The organism is uncultured Oceanisphaera sp. (genome assembly GCF_947495715.1).
In the GTDB taxonomy this organism is placed as follows: Bacteria; Pseudomonadota; Gammaproteobacteria; order Enterobacterales; family Aeromonadaceae; genus Oceanimonas; species Oceanimonas sediminis.
Genome location: NZ_CANLZU010000002.1, coordinates 1 through 15,784 on the forward strand (window position 1 = coordinate 1; position 15,784 = coordinate 15,784).

The 15,784-nt window shown below is 56.6% G+C and carries 13 protein-coding genes; 12 read left to right on the forward strand and 1 reads right to left on the reverse strand.

Features of this window, described 5'->3' with window-relative positions:
• Positions 1–195 precede the first annotated feature (195 nt).
• Positions 196–1,467 (reverse strand): adenosylmethionine--8-amino-7-oxononanoate transaminase, encoded by a 1,272-nt coding sequence (bioA, locus tag Q0753_RS01355; protein WP_298716592.1) that lies wholly within the window; start codon positions 1,465–1,467, stop codon positions 196–198.
• 122 nt (positions 1,468–1,589) lie between these two features.
• Between bioA and bioB the strand changes: the two genes are divergently transcribed.
• The 12 genes from bioB to cas6e all read left to right on the forward strand — a co-directional run bounded on the left by bioB (position 1,590) and on the right by cas6e (position 15,763).
• Entirely contained in the window at positions 1,590–2,621 is a 1,032-nt protein-coding gene (gene bioB, locus Q0753_RS01360) for a biotin synthase BioB (RefSeq protein WP_298716076.1), read from the forward strand.
• A gap of 297 nt (positions 2,622–2,918) precedes the next feature.
• On the forward strand, positions 2,919–4,070 hold the full coding sequence (bioF, locus tag Q0753_RS01365; RefSeq protein WP_298716078.1) for an 8-amino-7-oxononanoate synthase: 1,152 nt from the start codon (positions 2,919–2,921) through the stop codon (positions 4,068–4,070).
• The gene (gene bioC / locus Q0753_RS01370) at positions 4,070–4,846 is read left to right on the forward strand and encodes a malonyl-ACP O-methyltransferase BioC (RefSeq protein ID WP_298716081.1); all 777 of its coding nucleotides are present in this window, start codon (positions 4,070–4,072) and stop codon (positions 4,844–4,846) included. The genes bioF and bioC overlap by 1 nt, the downstream gene beginning before the upstream one ends.
• Positions 4,839–5,522: a dethiobiotin synthase gene (gene bioD, locus Q0753_RS01375; RefSeq protein WP_298716083.1), complete on the forward strand. Its 684-nt coding sequence runs from the start codon at positions 4,839–4,841 to the stop codon at positions 5,520–5,522. The genes bioC and bioD overlap by 8 nt, the downstream gene beginning before the upstream one ends.
• 75 nt (positions 5,523–5,597) lie before the next feature.
• The gene (gene htpX, locus Q0753_RS01380; protein ID WP_298716085.1) at positions 5,598–6,473 is read left to right on the forward strand and encodes a protease HtpX; all 876 of its coding nucleotides are present in this window, start codon (positions 5,598–5,600) and stop codon (positions 6,471–6,473) included.
• Positions 6,474–6,991: 518 nt separating this feature from the next.
• Positions 6,992–7,828: a WYL domain-containing protein gene (locus tag Q0753_RS01385; protein WP_298716087.1), complete on the forward strand. Its 837-nt coding sequence runs from the start codon at positions 6,992–6,994 to the stop codon at positions 7,826–7,828.
• 97 nt (positions 7,829–7,925) lie between these two features.
• On the forward strand, positions 7,926–10,646 hold the full coding sequence (cas3, locus tag Q0753_RS01390; protein WP_298716089.1) for a CRISPR-associated helicase Cas3': 2,721 nt from the start codon (positions 7,926–7,928) through the stop codon (positions 10,644–10,646).
• Between the two features lie 297 nt (positions 10,647–10,943).
• A complete protein-coding gene (gene casA / locus Q0753_RS01395; RefSeq protein ID WP_298716091.1) occupies positions 10,944–12,536 on the forward strand; it encodes a type I-E CRISPR-associated protein Cse1/CasA in 1,593 nt (530 codons plus the stop codon).
• Positions 12,536–13,147, forward strand: a complete 612-nt coding sequence (gene casB, locus Q0753_RS01400) for a type I-E CRISPR-associated protein Cse2/CasB (RefSeq protein WP_298716595.1) — start codon at positions 12,536–12,538, stop codon at positions 13,145–13,147. The genes casA and casB overlap by 1 nt, the downstream gene beginning before the upstream one ends.
• Before the next feature lie 14 nt (positions 13,148–13,161).
• Positions 13,162–14,196: a type I-E CRISPR-associated protein Cas7/Cse4/CasC gene (gene cas7e, locus Q0753_RS01405; protein ID WP_298716093.1), complete on the forward strand. Its 1,035-nt coding sequence runs from the start codon at positions 13,162–13,164 to the stop codon at positions 14,194–14,196.
• A gap of 9 nt (positions 14,197–14,205) precedes the next feature.
• Positions 14,206–14,940, forward strand: coding sequence for a type I-E CRISPR-associated protein Cas5/CasD (cas5e, locus tag Q0753_RS01410; RefSeq protein ID WP_298716095.1), 735 nt, complete (start codon positions 14,206–14,208; stop codon positions 14,938–14,940).
• A 1-nt stretch (position 14,941) separates the two neighbouring features.
• A complete protein-coding gene (cas6e, locus tag Q0753_RS01415) occupies positions 14,942–15,763 on the forward strand; it encodes a type I-E CRISPR-associated protein Cas6/Cse3/CasE (protein WP_298716097.1) in 822 nt (273 codons plus the stop codon).
• The last annotated feature ends 21 nt before the right edge of the window (positions 15,764–15,784 follow it).

Here is a 15,784-nt window from a genome sequence, read left to right on the forward strand (position 1 = left end):
GCCGATTTTCATGGATGCTCCTACCTTTTTATTTATAACCTCATGAATTTTATCAAATAATTGTGGGGATGCTTCAGCTCCCAGCCTCCCCCTGGCGAACATCCATAGTGATGCCTGTAAACCCGCAGCCAAGGGGGAGGGGCCGTTCGGCGCCGATCTGCACCGGGGAGAGTTGGGGAAGGGTCTCGCTTTGTGTCATCCTTCCCCTTGGCAAATTATCAGCATGGCCCGGGTGAGTTGGCTCAGCTCATCCGGATTTATGATGTAGGGCGGCATCACATACAGCAGCTTGCCGAAGGGGCGGATCCACACCCCTTGTTCAACCAGCTGCTGCTGTACCTCGGCCACGTTCAGTGGCTCATGAAGCTCAATCACGCCAATGCCGCCCAGTACCCGCACATCCGCCACCCGGGGCAGTTCCCGCGCCGGGGCCAGCTCTTGTTGTAACTGCGCCTCAATGGTTGTGATGCGTGCCTGCCAGGGCGAGCTCAGCAACAACTCCAGACTGGCGATGGCCACGGCACAGGCCAGCGGATTGGCCATGAAGGTGGGGCCGTGCATCAGCACACCGGCGGGGCCGTTGCAGATGGTCTCGGCCACCTTTTGGGTGGTAATGGTGGCGGCCATGGTCATGTAGCCGCCGGTCAGCGCCTTGCCGATGCACATGATATCCGGCGCTATGCCCGCCCATTCGCAGGCAAACAACCTGCCGGTACGGCCGAAGCCGGTGGCAATTTCATCCACGATCAGCAAGACATCGTACCGATCGCACAAGGCGCGTGCGCCCTTCAGATAGTCCGGATGGTAGAAGCACATGCCACCGGCGCCCTGCACTATGGGCTCCAGGATCAACGCCGCCAGTTCGTGGTGGCGCTGCGCCAGTATCTGCTCCAGCGGATGCAGGTCTTCTGGATTCCAGTCGCCATCGAACCGGCTTTGGGGGCTGGCGATAAACAGATGCTCGGGCAGAAAGCCCTTGTACAGGCTGTGCATGCCGCCGTTGGGATCGCACACGCTCATGGCACCGAAGGTATCACCGTGGTAGCCCTTGTTCAGGGTCACAAATTTCGTTTTAGGCTGGCCCCGGCCGTGCCAGTACTGAATGGCCATCTTCAGCGCCACCTCCACCGACACCGATCCCGAGTCGGCCAGAAAAAACCGATCCAGCCCGGTTGGCAGCACCTGGCTGAGTGCCCGACACAGGTTGACTGCCGGATCGTGGGTCAGGCCGCCGAACATCACGTGCGACATCTTCTCCAGCTGCGCGGTAGCGGCCCGGTTCAGCGCCGGCACATTGTAGCCGTGCAGACAGGCCCACCAGGACGACATGCCGTCGATAAGCCGGCGACCGTCGGCCAGCTGCAGATAAACGCCGTCGGCGCGCTCTACCCGGTAACAGGGCAGGGGTCGGGTAAGCGAGGTGTAGGGGTGCCAGAGGTGGTGCAGATCGAATGCCTGGTTATTCATGACTTCTTTGTTCATAAAATAGTCAGATGTAAACTTTGATTTGTATTGGTGATTGACAGGCTAGCACCGGTGCTTACACTAGCCAAGAAAAACACCTCTGGATATCAAGGATAAGGCCCCGCATGAGCCGTCAAAACTGGACCCGTGAGCAGGTGCTCGCATTATTTGAACGCCCCTTCTTCGACTTGCTGTTTGAAGCCCAGCAGGTGCACCGCGCCAACTTCGATCCCAACGAGGTGCAGGTCAGTACCCTGCTATCCATCAAGACCGGCGCCTGCCCGGAAGACTGCAAATACTGCCCGCAAAGCGCCCGCTACAGCACAGGGCTGGAAGTTGAACGGCTGATGGAAATGGAAAAAGTACTGGAGCGAGCCAAGGAAGCCAAGGCCAACGGTTCCAGCCGTTTCTGCATGGGCGCCGCCTGGCGCAACCCCAAAGAGCGGGACATGCCTTATCTGGTGCAGATGGTGCAGGAAGTGAAGTCGCTGGGGCTGGAAACCTGCATGACCCTCGGCATGTTGAGCGATGATCAGGCCGGAAAACTGGCCGATGCCGGGCTCGATTATTACAACCACAACCTGGATACCAGCCCGGAATTTTACGGCGACATCATCACCACCCGTACCTACGCCGACCGGCTCAACACCCTGGAAAACGTGCGCAACGCCGGCATGAAGGTCTGCTCCGGCGGCATCGTCGGCCTGGGCGAAAGCCCGGAAGACAGAGCCGGCCTGCTGCTGGCGCTGGCCAACCTGCCGCGCCAGCCCGAAAGCGTGCCCATCAACATGCTGGTGAAGGTGAAGGGCACACCGATGGAAAATCAGGAAGATCTGGACGACTTCGACTTTATCCGCACCATCGCCGTGGCCCGTATTTTGATGCCGCAAAGCCATGTGCGTCTGTCTGCCGGTCGCGAGAAGATGAACGACCAGATGCAGGCCATGTGCTTCATGGCCGGCGCCAACTCCATCTTCTACGGCTGCAAGCTGCTGACCACCCCCAACCCGGACGAAAACAGCGACATGCAACTGTTCAAACGCCTCGGCGTGCGCCCCAGCGGCGCCAGCCAGAAACCGGACGAGATGACCGAAATAGAGCTGCACGAACAATTGGCCGCCCAGAACGAGCCCCAGCCGCTGTATTACGAAGCCTGAACCCACAGCTGTAAGCCATAAGCTGGAAGTAGCCCGAGCCGCCGAACTGCTCCTCCCCCTTGGCAGCGGGGATACAGGCATCACGGCGGGGCTTCGCCAGGGGGAGGCTGGGAGGGGGTGTCATCACGGGCGGGCAGAGTAACCCCACCCCAACCCTCCCCTTGCGTTGCACTCCGTAGCTGTTCTGTTGAAATAGCGCTCAAGGGGAGGGAGCAAACACAGGCGCAGAATCAACCAGCGCCGCCGAACTGCTGCTCCCCCTTTTTATCGACCCCTTTTTCATTTTTGGAGTGCCGTATGCCTTTTAACCTGAGCCTGAGCGAGCGTGAAGCGGCGGGCCTGAAGCGTAGCCTGCCGGTGATCGATCGGGTAAGCGGCCGGCAACTGTGGGCCAACGGCAAAGGCTATCTCAACTTTGCCGGTAACGATTACCTGGGCTTCAGCCAGGCGCCCGAACTCAGAACTGCCGCCGAGGCCGCCGCCCGCGAGTTTGGTGTGGGCGCGGTGGCCTCGCCGCTGGTGGTGGGCCACCAGGCCATTCACCGGACGCTGGAAAGCGAACTGGCCGACTGGCTGGGACTGGAGGCGGTGCTGCTGTTCAGCTCCGGCTTTTCCGCCAATCAGGCGGTGATAAAGGCACTGCTCGGTAAGGAGCATTGGCTGTGGCAAGACAGACTCAATCATGCCTCTCTGCAGGAGGCGGGCGCACTCAGCCCGGCCCGCATGCAGCGCTTCGCCCACAACGACATGGCCGCCCTGGCGGCAAAGCTCAAACCCGAGGCGGGACTTATCGTGTCGGAAGGGGTATTCAGCATGGACGGTGATCAGGGTGACTGGCGCGGACTGTCACAAGTGGCCGGGCAAAGCAGCAACTGGCTGATGATCGACGATGCCCACGGCCTGGGTGTGCTGGGCAAACAGGGCAGGGGTACCCTGAGCGAGCAGGGTGTGGCCGCAGACAAGGTGCAGATCACCATGGGCACCTTCGGCAAGGCGCTGGGCGTAAGCGGCGCCTTTATTGGCGGCAGCCGGGAGTTGATTGAGTATCTGCATAATCACGCCCGCAGCTATGTATACAGTACCCACCTGCCGCCACCCCAGACTGCCGCCATTCTGGCGGCGGTAAGGCTGGTGCAAACCGCGGACGACCAGCGCGAGCAGCTACGCGAGCGGGTGCGGCAGTTCCGCGACGGTGTTACCTCGCTGCCGTTCGAGTTGTTGCCGTCCGCCACCGCCATTCAGCCGCTGATCGTCGGTGACGAGCACAGAACCCTGGCACTGGCCGCCCATCTGCGCGAATTGGGCTGCTGGGTGGGCGCCATTCGTCCGCCCACCGTGCCCAAAGGATCGGCCCGGCTGCGTATAACCCTGAGCGCCGCCCATAGCCCCGAAGACATCAGGGTACTGATTGCCGCGCTGGAGCGGGCCGTGCGGCAGGAGCAGAGCTGATGGAGACAAAATCGCAAATGGCGGATCTTATCGACAAACACAAGGTGGCCGCCGCCTTTGGCCGTGCCGCCCACAGCTACGAGCAACACAACGAGCTGCAGCGGCGCAGTGGTAATGCCCTGTTGCAACGTCTGCCGGAATGGGGCGACACGGGTCTGGATCTGGGTTGCGGCAGCGGCTGGTTTGCACCGCAGCTCAAACAGCGGGCGGAGCAATTGCTGGCGTTGGATTTGTCGCCGAACATGCTGCAACAGGCGACGGCAAAAGCCGACATCATCCCCATCTGCGCCGACATGGACGCCATGCCGCTGCCCGGCCAGAGCCTGGACTGGATTTTTGCCAACCTCTGCCTGCAGTGGAGCGCCGACCCGGCCGCCTGGCTCAAGGGCTGGAGCGACCGGCTCAAGCCCGGCGGCGTGCTGGTGTTTTCTACCCTTTTAGCGGGCAGCCTGCACGAGCTGGAGCAGAGCTGGCAGCAACTGGACGGCCATGCCCACATCAACCGTTTTATCGCTTTTGAGGCGCTGGAGCAGCATGTCACGGCCACCGGCCGTCGCTGGCAACTGCAGCAGGTGGATGAGCAGCTTTGTTATCCGCAACTGAAAGGGTTGCTGCTCGATCTCAAGGGCATCGGTGCCAACCGGGTCAACGGCTCTCGCCGTCCCGGCCTGATGGGCAAACAGGCCTGGCAGCGGCTGAATCTCATCTATCCTGTAAATCATCAGGGCCACTGTGTGGCCACCTATCGGCTGGCGTATGGAGTCATCTATGGCTAAGACATTTTTCATTACCGGCACCGACACCGAAGTGGGCAAAACCTTCGTGACCCGGGCGCTGATGCAGGCCGCCGCCGAGGCGGGCAAAAAAGTATTGGGCTACAAGCCGGTGGCCTCCGGCTGTGAACTGATTGACGGCGAGCTGAAAAACAGCGACGCCCTGACCCTGCAGGCGGCCTCGTCCATCTCGCTGCCCTACGCCATGCACAACCCCTACGCCTTTGCCCCGGCCATCGCCCCCCACATTGCCGCCGCCCAGGCCAATGAGACCATCAGCATTCATCATATTGGCGAGGGGCTGGCCCGGCTGAAGGAAACCGCCGTCGACTGGATTTTTACCGAAGGCGCCGGGGGCTGGCGACTGCCGCTGGACGAACAGCACCTGTTGTCCGACTGGGTCAAAAAAGAGCACCTGCCGGTGATTCTGGTAGTGGGGGCGCGGCTGGGCTGCATCAATCACGCCCTGCTGACGCTGGATGCCATTCATCACGACGGCCTGGTGGTGGCCGGCTGGGTGCTGAACCGGGTCGATCCCGGAATGAGTCATTACGAAGAAAACGCCGCCACCCTCAAGCAGCGCATCAAGGCGCCGCTGCTGGGCGAGATCCCCTGGCTGGGCGAAGAGGGCATGGCGTCGGTGAATAACTTCATGGATATTGCACCTTTGCTGAAATAATTCATCATGGCTGTCTTGAATTTCGCCCGTGCGGACATATTATGTCTGCATACTCGTTGAAGTAAGGAAATATAGATGAAGCGCATACTGTTGTTTATTGCCACCAACCTGGCCGTGGTGCTGGTGCTGGGGGTGGTGCTGAACATCGTCTTTTCAATGCTGGGAATCGATCGCAGCAGCGTCGGTGGCCTGCTGGTGTTCTGTGCCGTGTTCGGTTTTGGCGGTTCGACCATCTCGCTGCTTATCTCCAAATGGATGGCCAAGCGCGCCTACAGCGTGCAGGTGATTGAGCAGCCCCGCAACGAAATGGAGCACTGGCTGATGACCACGGTCACCCGTCAGGCCCAACAGGCCGGCATCGGCATGCCGGAAGTGGGCGTGTATGACTCGCCGGACATGAACGCCTTTGCCACCGGCCCCAGCCGTAACAACGCCCTGGTGGCGGTGAGCACCGGCCTTATGTACAGCATGAGCCGGGACGAAGCCGAAGCGGTGCTGGCCCACGAAGTCAGCCACGTAGCCAACGGCGACATGGTGACCCTGACCCTGATCCAGGGCGTGGTGAACACCTTCGTTATGTTTTTCGCCCGTATCGTGGCCAACATCATCAGCGGCTTCTTCAGCAACAACGAAGAGGAAGAAGGCGGCGGCATGGGTGGTCTGGCCTATTTTGCCATCGTCATGGTGCTGGAGCTGGTGTTCGGCATTCTGGCCTCCATCATCGTCATGTGGTTCAGCCGTCAGCGTGAATACCGCGCCGACGAAGGCGGTGCCCGCCTGGCCGGCAAAGAGAAGATGATCGGCGCCCTGGAGCGTCTGCGTCACGGCCCGGAAGTGGAGCTGGAAGGATCGCTCGCCGCCTTTGGCATCAACGGCAAGCGCCACAGCGAGCTGTTCATGAGCCACCCGCCGCTGGAAAAACGTATTCAGGCCCTGCGCGAACAACGTTAACCAATTGCAATAACCCTGTAGTTTGGTCTCTTTTAACCCCGGCTTGCCGGGGTTTTTTTATTGCTGATTGTGAGGGGGGAAGTCAGCGGTACCGAGCATGCCGGTTTATCTCGATAAGCAACAGCCTATAAATGATGTGGATTATGAAGCTGGTTTGCCTTTATCGTCACCCTCGCGAACGCGGGGGTCCAGTGCCTTTGCAGACGACCAGCAGTCTGACGGTTCTGCACCACAGGTTCCGGATTCCCGACAGAGCCATACCGGTCAGGCCGCATTATACCAATCGGATTAATCATATGCTCAGGCCGTCATCCTGACGAAAGTCAGGATCTCTCTGCAGACAGATGCCGTGCTTAAAACACGGCATTGTTATCAGAAATTGATCACATCTTTAGTGAGATTGGTATTACTTAAGAACTTGCAAATGGCGAAGCGGTTTTTTCATTTTCAACGTTTGATCCTTGTTATTTTCATGCCAAGCGCCTTTAATGGCTTAAAACAAAACAAGCACGGACAGCATGATAAAAACCGAACTCCATCGCCGTTTCTGGCTGATAGAGCTGGTTGGCTATTGGGAAGGGCGGCTGACCAGCAATCATTTACGGCATTTTTTTGGTTTGAGCCGGCAACAGGCCAGCAAAGACATCAACCAATATTTGCAGCAACACCCCGGCAATCTGGAGTACTGCGGCTCTGCCAAGGGCTATTTGCCGACCCCATCTTTCTTGCCAGCATGTATTTCCGGTGACGTAGCCGAATATCTCAACTGGATGACAGGGCAGAGCGCCCATTCCATGCCCACCGCGTCCGGCTGCCGGCTGGAACACACTATTTTGTTGCCACCGGCCAGAAATGTAACCTCCAAGGTCATTCGCCCCCTGGTACAGGCGTTACGTAAAGGTGAACGGCTGGAAGTAGATTACGGCGCGGTCAGCAATGCCAACCAGGATGGCCGCATCATAGTTCCCGTGCGTTTTGTAAACACCGGCAGTCGCTGGCACCTGCGTGCCTGGTGTGAAAAAGCGAACGGCTACCGTGACTTTGTGCTCAGCCGCTTTCACGGCACGCCGATGCCGGAAGGCAAGCCCTTGGCACCGCTGCCGCCCGACACTCACTGGAATACCCAAATTACCCTGGTGCTCACACCCGATCCTCGCCTCAACCCGGAGCAACAGCATGCCCTGATACGGGACTACGCCATGAATAACGGCGAACTGAATCTTGAAACCCGCGCCGCCCTGGCCGGTTATTTACTGCGCGAAATGCAGATAAACACCAAGATGCTCGACGGCAATCCCGCCGCCCAGCAATTGATACTGGCCAACCACGACGAAGTGAAGGAGTGGTTGTTTTGACCGGATCTGTAAAGTGACGCGACATGTGTTTTTGCACAGTGTTGGCGGGATGGCCGGAATGCACCACAGTAAGCGCAGCAAACAAAAGGAACACAGAATGAATGCCAGTTATTTTCTGTATTGGGGCAAGGCGAGTAAGGATGAAAAAGAGTCCGGAGCAGACTATCACTTGTTACCTTATCACTGCCTCGATGTGGCAGCGGTGGGCTGGTGGCTGCTGGATGAACACGATCCCCTGACCAGAAGTCTGGCTGCATTCCTCAATATTTCTCCCGCGCAATTGAGGTTGTTGTTTACCTTTTCATTGATGCTGCACGATCTTGGCAAGTTTGCATCGGCATTCCAGAATTTGGCTGACTTCCCAGATTCTCCGCTGGTTAACTATCAACCAAGGTTTGGCTATGACAGCCGTCAGGCCAGACACGACAGGCTGGGTTATTTTTTCTGGTTACAGGCCAGCCGAGGCAGACATTTATCAGGCACCGAGCTTGGACTTAAACAAACCGAACTCACTCAAGCCAGCCCCGCTCTGGACAGTCTGAATGCCATGTTCGATGTGGTGTTTGGCCACCATGGCTACCCCATTAACCGGAGCAACCAGCCGAGGGCGATGAAAGACTACTGTCATGAGTCAGATATCAGCGCCGCCTGTGATTTTATTCGCGATTGTGCAGCGTTGCTGCAAGCTGAGTGGCCGGAGCAGCAAATGGCTGATAAAGAGTGGCTGACGCGCTTTCGGCAGGTGAGCTGGCATTTATCCGGCCTGGCCATTTTAAGTGACTGGATTGGCTCCGATAGAAACCATTTCGAGTATCAAACCGGTGGTTACACGCTCGATGAGTATTGGTTGCTGGCAAAGGGCAAGGCCCGGCAGGCACTGGCGGCAACGGAGCTGAACCAGCCTGTGAGTGTACAGCCGTTTATCTCTGTCCAGTCCCATTTTGGCTTTGAACCCACTCCCTTGCAGGCATGGGCAGAGTCGGTGCCTCTGGCTGCCGGCCCTCAGTTATTCATTCTTGAAGACGTGACGGGCGCCGGTAAAACAGAGGCGGCACTGGCGCTGACCCACCGGTTGTTGCAGCAAGGTGAAGCCGATGGTTTTTATTTTGGCTTGCCTACCATGGCGACCTCCAATGCCATGTTCTCCCGCGTGGCCGATCACTATCTGCAAATGTTATCGGTGCAAGGCAGCCGCCCCAGCATAGTGCTGGCCCATGGTGCCAGAGAAATGAACGAGCGATTTCAGGAAGCCTTGCTCCCTGCAGATAAAGCCGAAATTTCTTATGCACAAGGCGATGAGACCGCCAGTCTGTATTGCAATCAGTGGCTGGCAGACTCCCGCAAGAAAGCGCTGCTGGCAGCGGTGGGAGTAGGCACCATAGATCAGGCATTAATGGCAGTACTGCCACGCAAGCATCAGCCGCTACGGCTGATTGGCCTGCACCGGAAAGTGCTGATTTTTGATGAGGTGCATGCGGCCGACACCTTCATGTTTGAATTACTGGATGACTTGTTACAGGTTCACCTGCGCCAGGGTGGCAGCGTTATTTTGCTGACGGCGACGTTGGCACAGCAACAACGGGAACGATTGTGCCGGATCTGGCAACAAGCTGGAGGTATTACTCCTTTGCAGTTACTGGAAAAAGATGATTTTCCCCTGGCCACACATATCAGCTGTGAGCAAGGCCTGAAAGAAACACCGGTTGCCAGCAGGAAGTCGGTCAGCCGGGATCTGAACGTTGCGTTTGTGCATAGTGAACAGGCTTGTGTCGAAAAAATTCTGAGCGCTCAAAGAAAAGGCCAGTGTGTGGTGTGGATCCGCAACTCGGTGGACGATGCCATTCGTGCCTATCAAATGCTCGCTGGGCAACTTGGATCTGATGAAGCACTGACGCTGTTTCACAGCCGATTTACCTTGAAAGATCGCAAGACGATAGAAAACAGGGTGCTGTCTATCTTCGGTAAACAGGGCGGTCAGGATGATCGGCAGGGGAAAATCCTGATCGCCACCCAGGTTTTCCAGGAAAGTCTCGATGCAGATACCGACCTGATGATCTCCGATCTCTGCCCTATTGACGATCTTATTCAGCGAGCCGGCCGGCTTCATCGACACATTCGGGATAAAGGGGGGAACCGCACAGATAAAACGCAGGATGAGCGTTCGTCTCCTCTTTTGCTGGTTCATGCTCCCGAGTGGCAGGAGCAACCGAATGCTGACTGGCTGCTCAATCATTTGCCTAATACCGAACATGTTTATCGCTCTCCCGGCAGGCTCTGGTTGGGCATGCAGATATTGCGCAAACAGGGGGCGATCCGCATGCCGGGTGAGGCAAGGAAATTGATAGAAGCGGTTTATGACAAAACGGCATTTGAGCGTATGCCACCGGCGCTGCAGAAAAAGGAAGATCAATATTTTGGTGAAATGCGCGGCCAGGCAGCCCGGGCCAAGAGTCAGTTAATTGAGTGGAGCAAAGGTTACAACCAGAGCAGTGCCAAGGCCTGGCACGACGACAACATTGAGATCAGTACACGTTTTTCGGACAGAGAAACCGTTCAGGTACTGGTATTCAGACTCGACTCTCAGGGCCGCCTCCAGTTATGGGCAGAAGGCGAGTCTTATGCCTTGCAGAACAGTGTGGTGAAGCTTGCCAAGCATCGCTTCGCCGACAAGCTGGCGGCCTTGCCCGGAAAGTTTGCCGCAGACTTTGAAAAGCTGACACAGCGCTATCCGCAGGCAAAATTTCTGCAGCCCTGGTTGCCTGATAGCGATCAGGGTTTTGGATACTGCGCTCAGCTGGGAGTGGTGGTGAAAGAGTAAATCCCCGCCGAAGCGGGGAACAGGATAGAACCGAGAGAACAGTCTCTCTCTAGAGGGGTTCATCTCCGGGTATCGGAGAAACAGCGTGGAGAGTACGTGAGTTTGAGGAGCATCGCCAGATCTGAAAGAAAACTCCCAATAACTATAAAATTACAGTTTCACTGTAGAGCTTTATAATTTTGATCTTGGTGTTCAAGTGTGGTTTACTTGAGTCCAGTATCGAATCCATCAGATAGAGGTGGGCGTAATTGAGGCAGCGAGCTACTTCATATTTTACGACATTAAGGAGCAATATTAATGAATCTGATAACCGCTCCCTGGCTGAGCTACCGGCTCAGGGATGGCAGCGAGCAGCAGTTGCCGCTGACTGCCATTGCCAACCCGAATGTAGTGGATTTTGCATCGTCAAGGGCCGACTTCCATGGTGCCGCTTACCAGTTTGCCATTGGCCTGTTACAGACAGCTCTGGCCCCGCAGGATAAAGATGACTGGCATGAGCAGTATCTGACGCCGCCCGATGAGGCCGAGCTGGCCGCCGCGTTCACCAAGGTGGAGCATGCCTTTGAGCTGGACGGAGACGGACCGCGCTTTATGCAGGATCTGGATTCGCTGGATGCCGCCAGTCCTGTTCCGGTTTCCGGCCTCTTGATAGAAGCACCGGGCGGCAACACCCTTAAGCTGAATACCGATCATTTCATTAAACGTGGCATTGCGGAAACGCTGTCACCAGAGATGGCGGCGCTGGCGCTGTTTACCCTGCAAATCAATGCGCCATCGGGTGGCCAGGGTCACAGAACCGGCCTGCGAGGAGGTGGCCCGCTGACCACCCTGGTGCTGCCCCATGAAGACGATGCCAGCCTGTGGCAAAAATTGTGGCTGAACGTACAGAGCCGGGAATCCTGGACGTATAAAGACCCCGATTATCACAGTGCAGAGCTGTTCCCCTGGCTGGGAGAAACCCGCATCAGCAAGACCAAGGGCAGTGATATCTACGAGCACGATGTACATCCGCTTGCCATGTTCTGGGCCATGCCGCGACGAGTCCGATTGCTGTTTGAACAACAGGAAGGCACTTGCCAGTTAAGCCTTAAAGCGTGTACCACTGTTTGCCGGCAATATCGCACCAGCAATTACGGCAATAACTATGTGGGTACCTGGCAGCATCCGCTGACCCATTACCGCTCTAACCCCAAAAAGCCGGATGAGGATTACTTATCCACCAAAGGGCAGCCCGGCGGAATTCAGTATAAGCAATGGCACAGCCTCAGCTTTGTGGATACGGCGGAAGGCAGTCATCCAGCCCAGGTGGTACAGGACTTTCTTCTGCACAAGTCTGAGTATTTCGATGTTGACTGGGGAGAAGCCCCCAGATTGTGGGCCTTTGGATTCGATATGGACAATATGAAGGCCAGAGGCTGGTACAACAGCGAATTTCCGCTGATCCGGCTGGATCCCGAACTCAGAGATGAGTTGCTTCATGAAATCAAGGCCATGCAACGCCTGGCGCAAGAGGTGCTGTGGCACTGCCGGACCCAGATAAAGGCAGCCTGGTTTGATAAACCGGCCGATGCCAAAGGCGATACCAGCCACATCGACTTACAGTTCTGGCAGCGAACACAGCATGACTTTTTTCAGATGGTGGCAGCGCTGCTGAATGCACCGGATGGCCGGTTAACACCGGAAGCCGCCGGCCGCTGGTTGTGGGCATTGTCCCGTCATGCCAAAACACTGTTTGACGATCTGGCACTGTCCAATCTGTATCCCGACCGGGAAATGTATAAAAAAATCCGCGCTCGCCGTCAGCTCAGTGGCTGGCTGGCAGGCAGCAAACGTATCCGGCAATTCAGTCAGGATTACCGACTCGACACCTTAACCAGGGAGCTGGCGTGATGACAGACACAGAGCAAGCCGTAACACCCAAAGCACTCTTTGCCGGCGAGGGCGCATTAATGCGCTGGTGGCAAGCCATGATGTTGACCGAGCAGGAGCTCAAAACATTGGATATTCGGCCCGCGCCCACCGTGTATCGTGCCGAGCTGAGACGGGCCGGCACACCGGAAGCGGCCTTGATGACCCAGGGGTTCAGAGCCTTGTGGCTGGCGTTGCCGGCTTCGGCCCGGGAGCGAAAGCCCTGGAGCATGCTGGCATGGGCAGCCCTGGCGGGCGTGCTGAGTCATGTAAAGCAGCAGGATGGCAGCAAAAGCTTTGCGGCGTCACTGGGCAAAATTAACCCCGATATCGACAAACCCAACGTCAGTGAATTGCGCTTTCAGCAACTGCAGGGAGCGAGAACGCCGGAGGACTTTTACCGTCGTCTGCACCGGTTGATAAAGCAGGTAAACGGTAAAACCCATGTGGCTTCTCTGGCCAGAGGCATACTCGACTGGTTTGATGAACATCACGGCCGGCAGGCACTGCGGCCCGATAAAAAAATCGCCGTACGCTGGGCAATGGATTACTACCAGGCCGCCGAATCGGCGCTGGCAAAAAACAAGGATTAAACAAGGAGATTATGATGAGCAAATTTATTCAACTGCACCTGCTGACCTCTTATGCCCCTTCCAACCTGAACCGCGATGATCTGGGCCGTCCTAAAACCGCCCGCATGGGCGGAACGGAGCGTTTAAGAGTCAGCTCACAGAGCCTGAAGCGTCATTGGCGTACTTCCGATGTGTTTGAGCAAACCCTGGGTCAGCACATTGGCACCCGTACCAAACGACTGGGCGTGGAAGTATTTAATCAGCTGTGTGAGCTGGGCGTGTCTGAGAAGCAGGCCAAAACCTGGGCGATAGCCATTGCCGGTGTGTTTGGAAAAGGTAAAAAGGACAGCCTGGAAATTGAACAGCTTGCTCATATCAGCCCGGAAGAGCTGGCAGCCGTAGACGCCTTGGTGAAGACCCTGGCCGCAGAAAATCGCGTACCGGAAAAAGAAGATCTTGCCTTGTTGCGCAAAAATGCCGCTGCAGCAGACATTGCCATGTTCGGCCGCATGCTGGCATCTTCCCCTGAGTTTAACTGTGAAGCAGCCTGCCAGGTTGCCCATGCCATCAGTGTGCATGGCGTTGCGGTAGAAGAAGATTATTTTACCGCCGTGGATGATCTGAACCGGGGCGATTCGGATCTTGGTGCGGCGCATATTGGTGAAGCGGCCTTTTCTGCTGCCTTGTTTTACAGCTATATCTGCATCGACAAAGAGCTGCTTGTCAGCAACCTGGGCGGGGATATCGAGCTCGCCAACAAGGCCATTACCGCATTGGTAGAAGCCGCGGTGAAAGTGTCTCCGAAAGGCAAGCAGAACAGCTTTGCCTCCCGTGCTTATGCCTCTTATGTGCTGGCCGAAAAAGGCGCTCAGCAGCCACGGTCTTTGTCGGTCGCCTTTCTGAAGCCCATTATCGGTGAAAACCAGGCCGAAGACGCGGTTCAGGCACTGCAGCGCCAGGCTGAAAATTTTGACAAGGTGTATGGAGCCTGTGCCGATGACCGCTACTCCGTCAATGCCCTGGAAGGTGAGGGCAGTTTTGAGCAGCTAAAAGCATTTGCCGCAGATTAAGGAGGCATTATGCAATATCTGGTTTTTCGGCTTTATGGTCCCATGGCCAGCTGGGGTGAAGCCGCCGTGGGCGGAGACAGGCCTTCGGGCCTGACTCCCGGTCGCTCTGCGGTACTGGGGCTGCTTGGTGCCGCGCTGGGTATTAAACGGGACGAGGTGAGCCGGCTTGACGCGCTGCGGGCTGCGGTGGGGGTTGCCGTTAAGGCTTATTCCTGCGGCAGCTTGATGCGGGACTATCATACCGCTCAGGTACCTTCACAGGACAAGAAGCGCACATTTTACAGCCGGAAAGATGAGCTGAGTATTGACAAAGAGAAGCTGAATACGGTGTTGTCCAGCCGTGATTATCGCAGTGATGGCTATTGGGTGGTGGCAGTGTGGTTATGGCAGCAAAGCGAATTTACGCTTGAAAAGCTTGAGGCTGCATTAAAACAACCGGTATTCACGCCGTATCTTGGGCGCAAGGCCTGCCCGCTGGCCGTTCCGGTAACGCCTCAATTGGTGGAAGCAGGGTTAAAAGAAACGCTCGATACATCATTCCCGCCGATTTTATTCAGCCATGAGCAGGATCGGCGCTGGCTTGGTCTGGGTAATACCGTCACTTATCTGTGGCAGGGAGCAGCCGATGACTTGGGCGAATATGAAGGTATGCAGAGCAGCCAAGTATGGGATGAGCCGATAAGTCGGGAACCCTGGCAGTTTTCGGCACGGCAGGTGCATCAGCTGACTCTGGTGGAGGAATAACATGTATCTATCCCGTGTAACCCTGGCTGATGCACCATCGGCCAGAGATGAATTGATTAAGTCCATGCACAAAGGAGTGTATGGCTATCACCAGTTGCTGTGGCGTCTTTTCACTCAGCAAAGTGAGCGCAGCTTTTTATTTCGTCACGAGCAGAGTGATGGTCGCCTGGTACCTCAGGGAGAGCCTGTTTTTTATGTGCTTTCCCGCGAGCAGCCTGATAATGCCGAGCAGCTGTTTCAGGTGGAAAGCCGGCCATTTTTACCCCAGCTCACGTCAGGAGATCAACTCGGCTTTCAGATCAGGGTAAACCCGACGGTGTGCCGTAACGGAAAACGGCATGATGTCTTGATGGATGCTCAGCAGAAATGGCTGTATCAAGAAGCACAGTTGCTGGCGTTGCCCACTGAGGGCACCAAAAAAAACCTGACGCACCGGTTGCTGGATATGGCAACAGATGAAGATATTCGGCGCTGGAATACAGTGATTGAAAGCGGTCGCTATTGCGACGAGCTGGAAGCAAGATTAGGCAGAAGCTCAGCACTCGAACTGGCGTTAAAAACCATTTCCGGGCAGGCGTTATTGGCCTGGTGGCAGCAGCGTAGCCAACAAATCGGTATTCAGTGCTCGGATGATGCCGTGCAGGCCGATGGGTATTTGCAGCACCATATCAAAGGGAAGGGGGTCGGTGCCATGTTCAGCTCGATTAACCTCAGCGGCACTCTTACCGTAGATAACCCGGATGTCTTTGTGGAAGGCCTTGCCCAAGGTATTGGTCGTTCCAAAGCTTTCGGCTGCGGGCTCATGTTAATCCGAAGGATTTGATTCGCGGCACTTTCAGGGAGC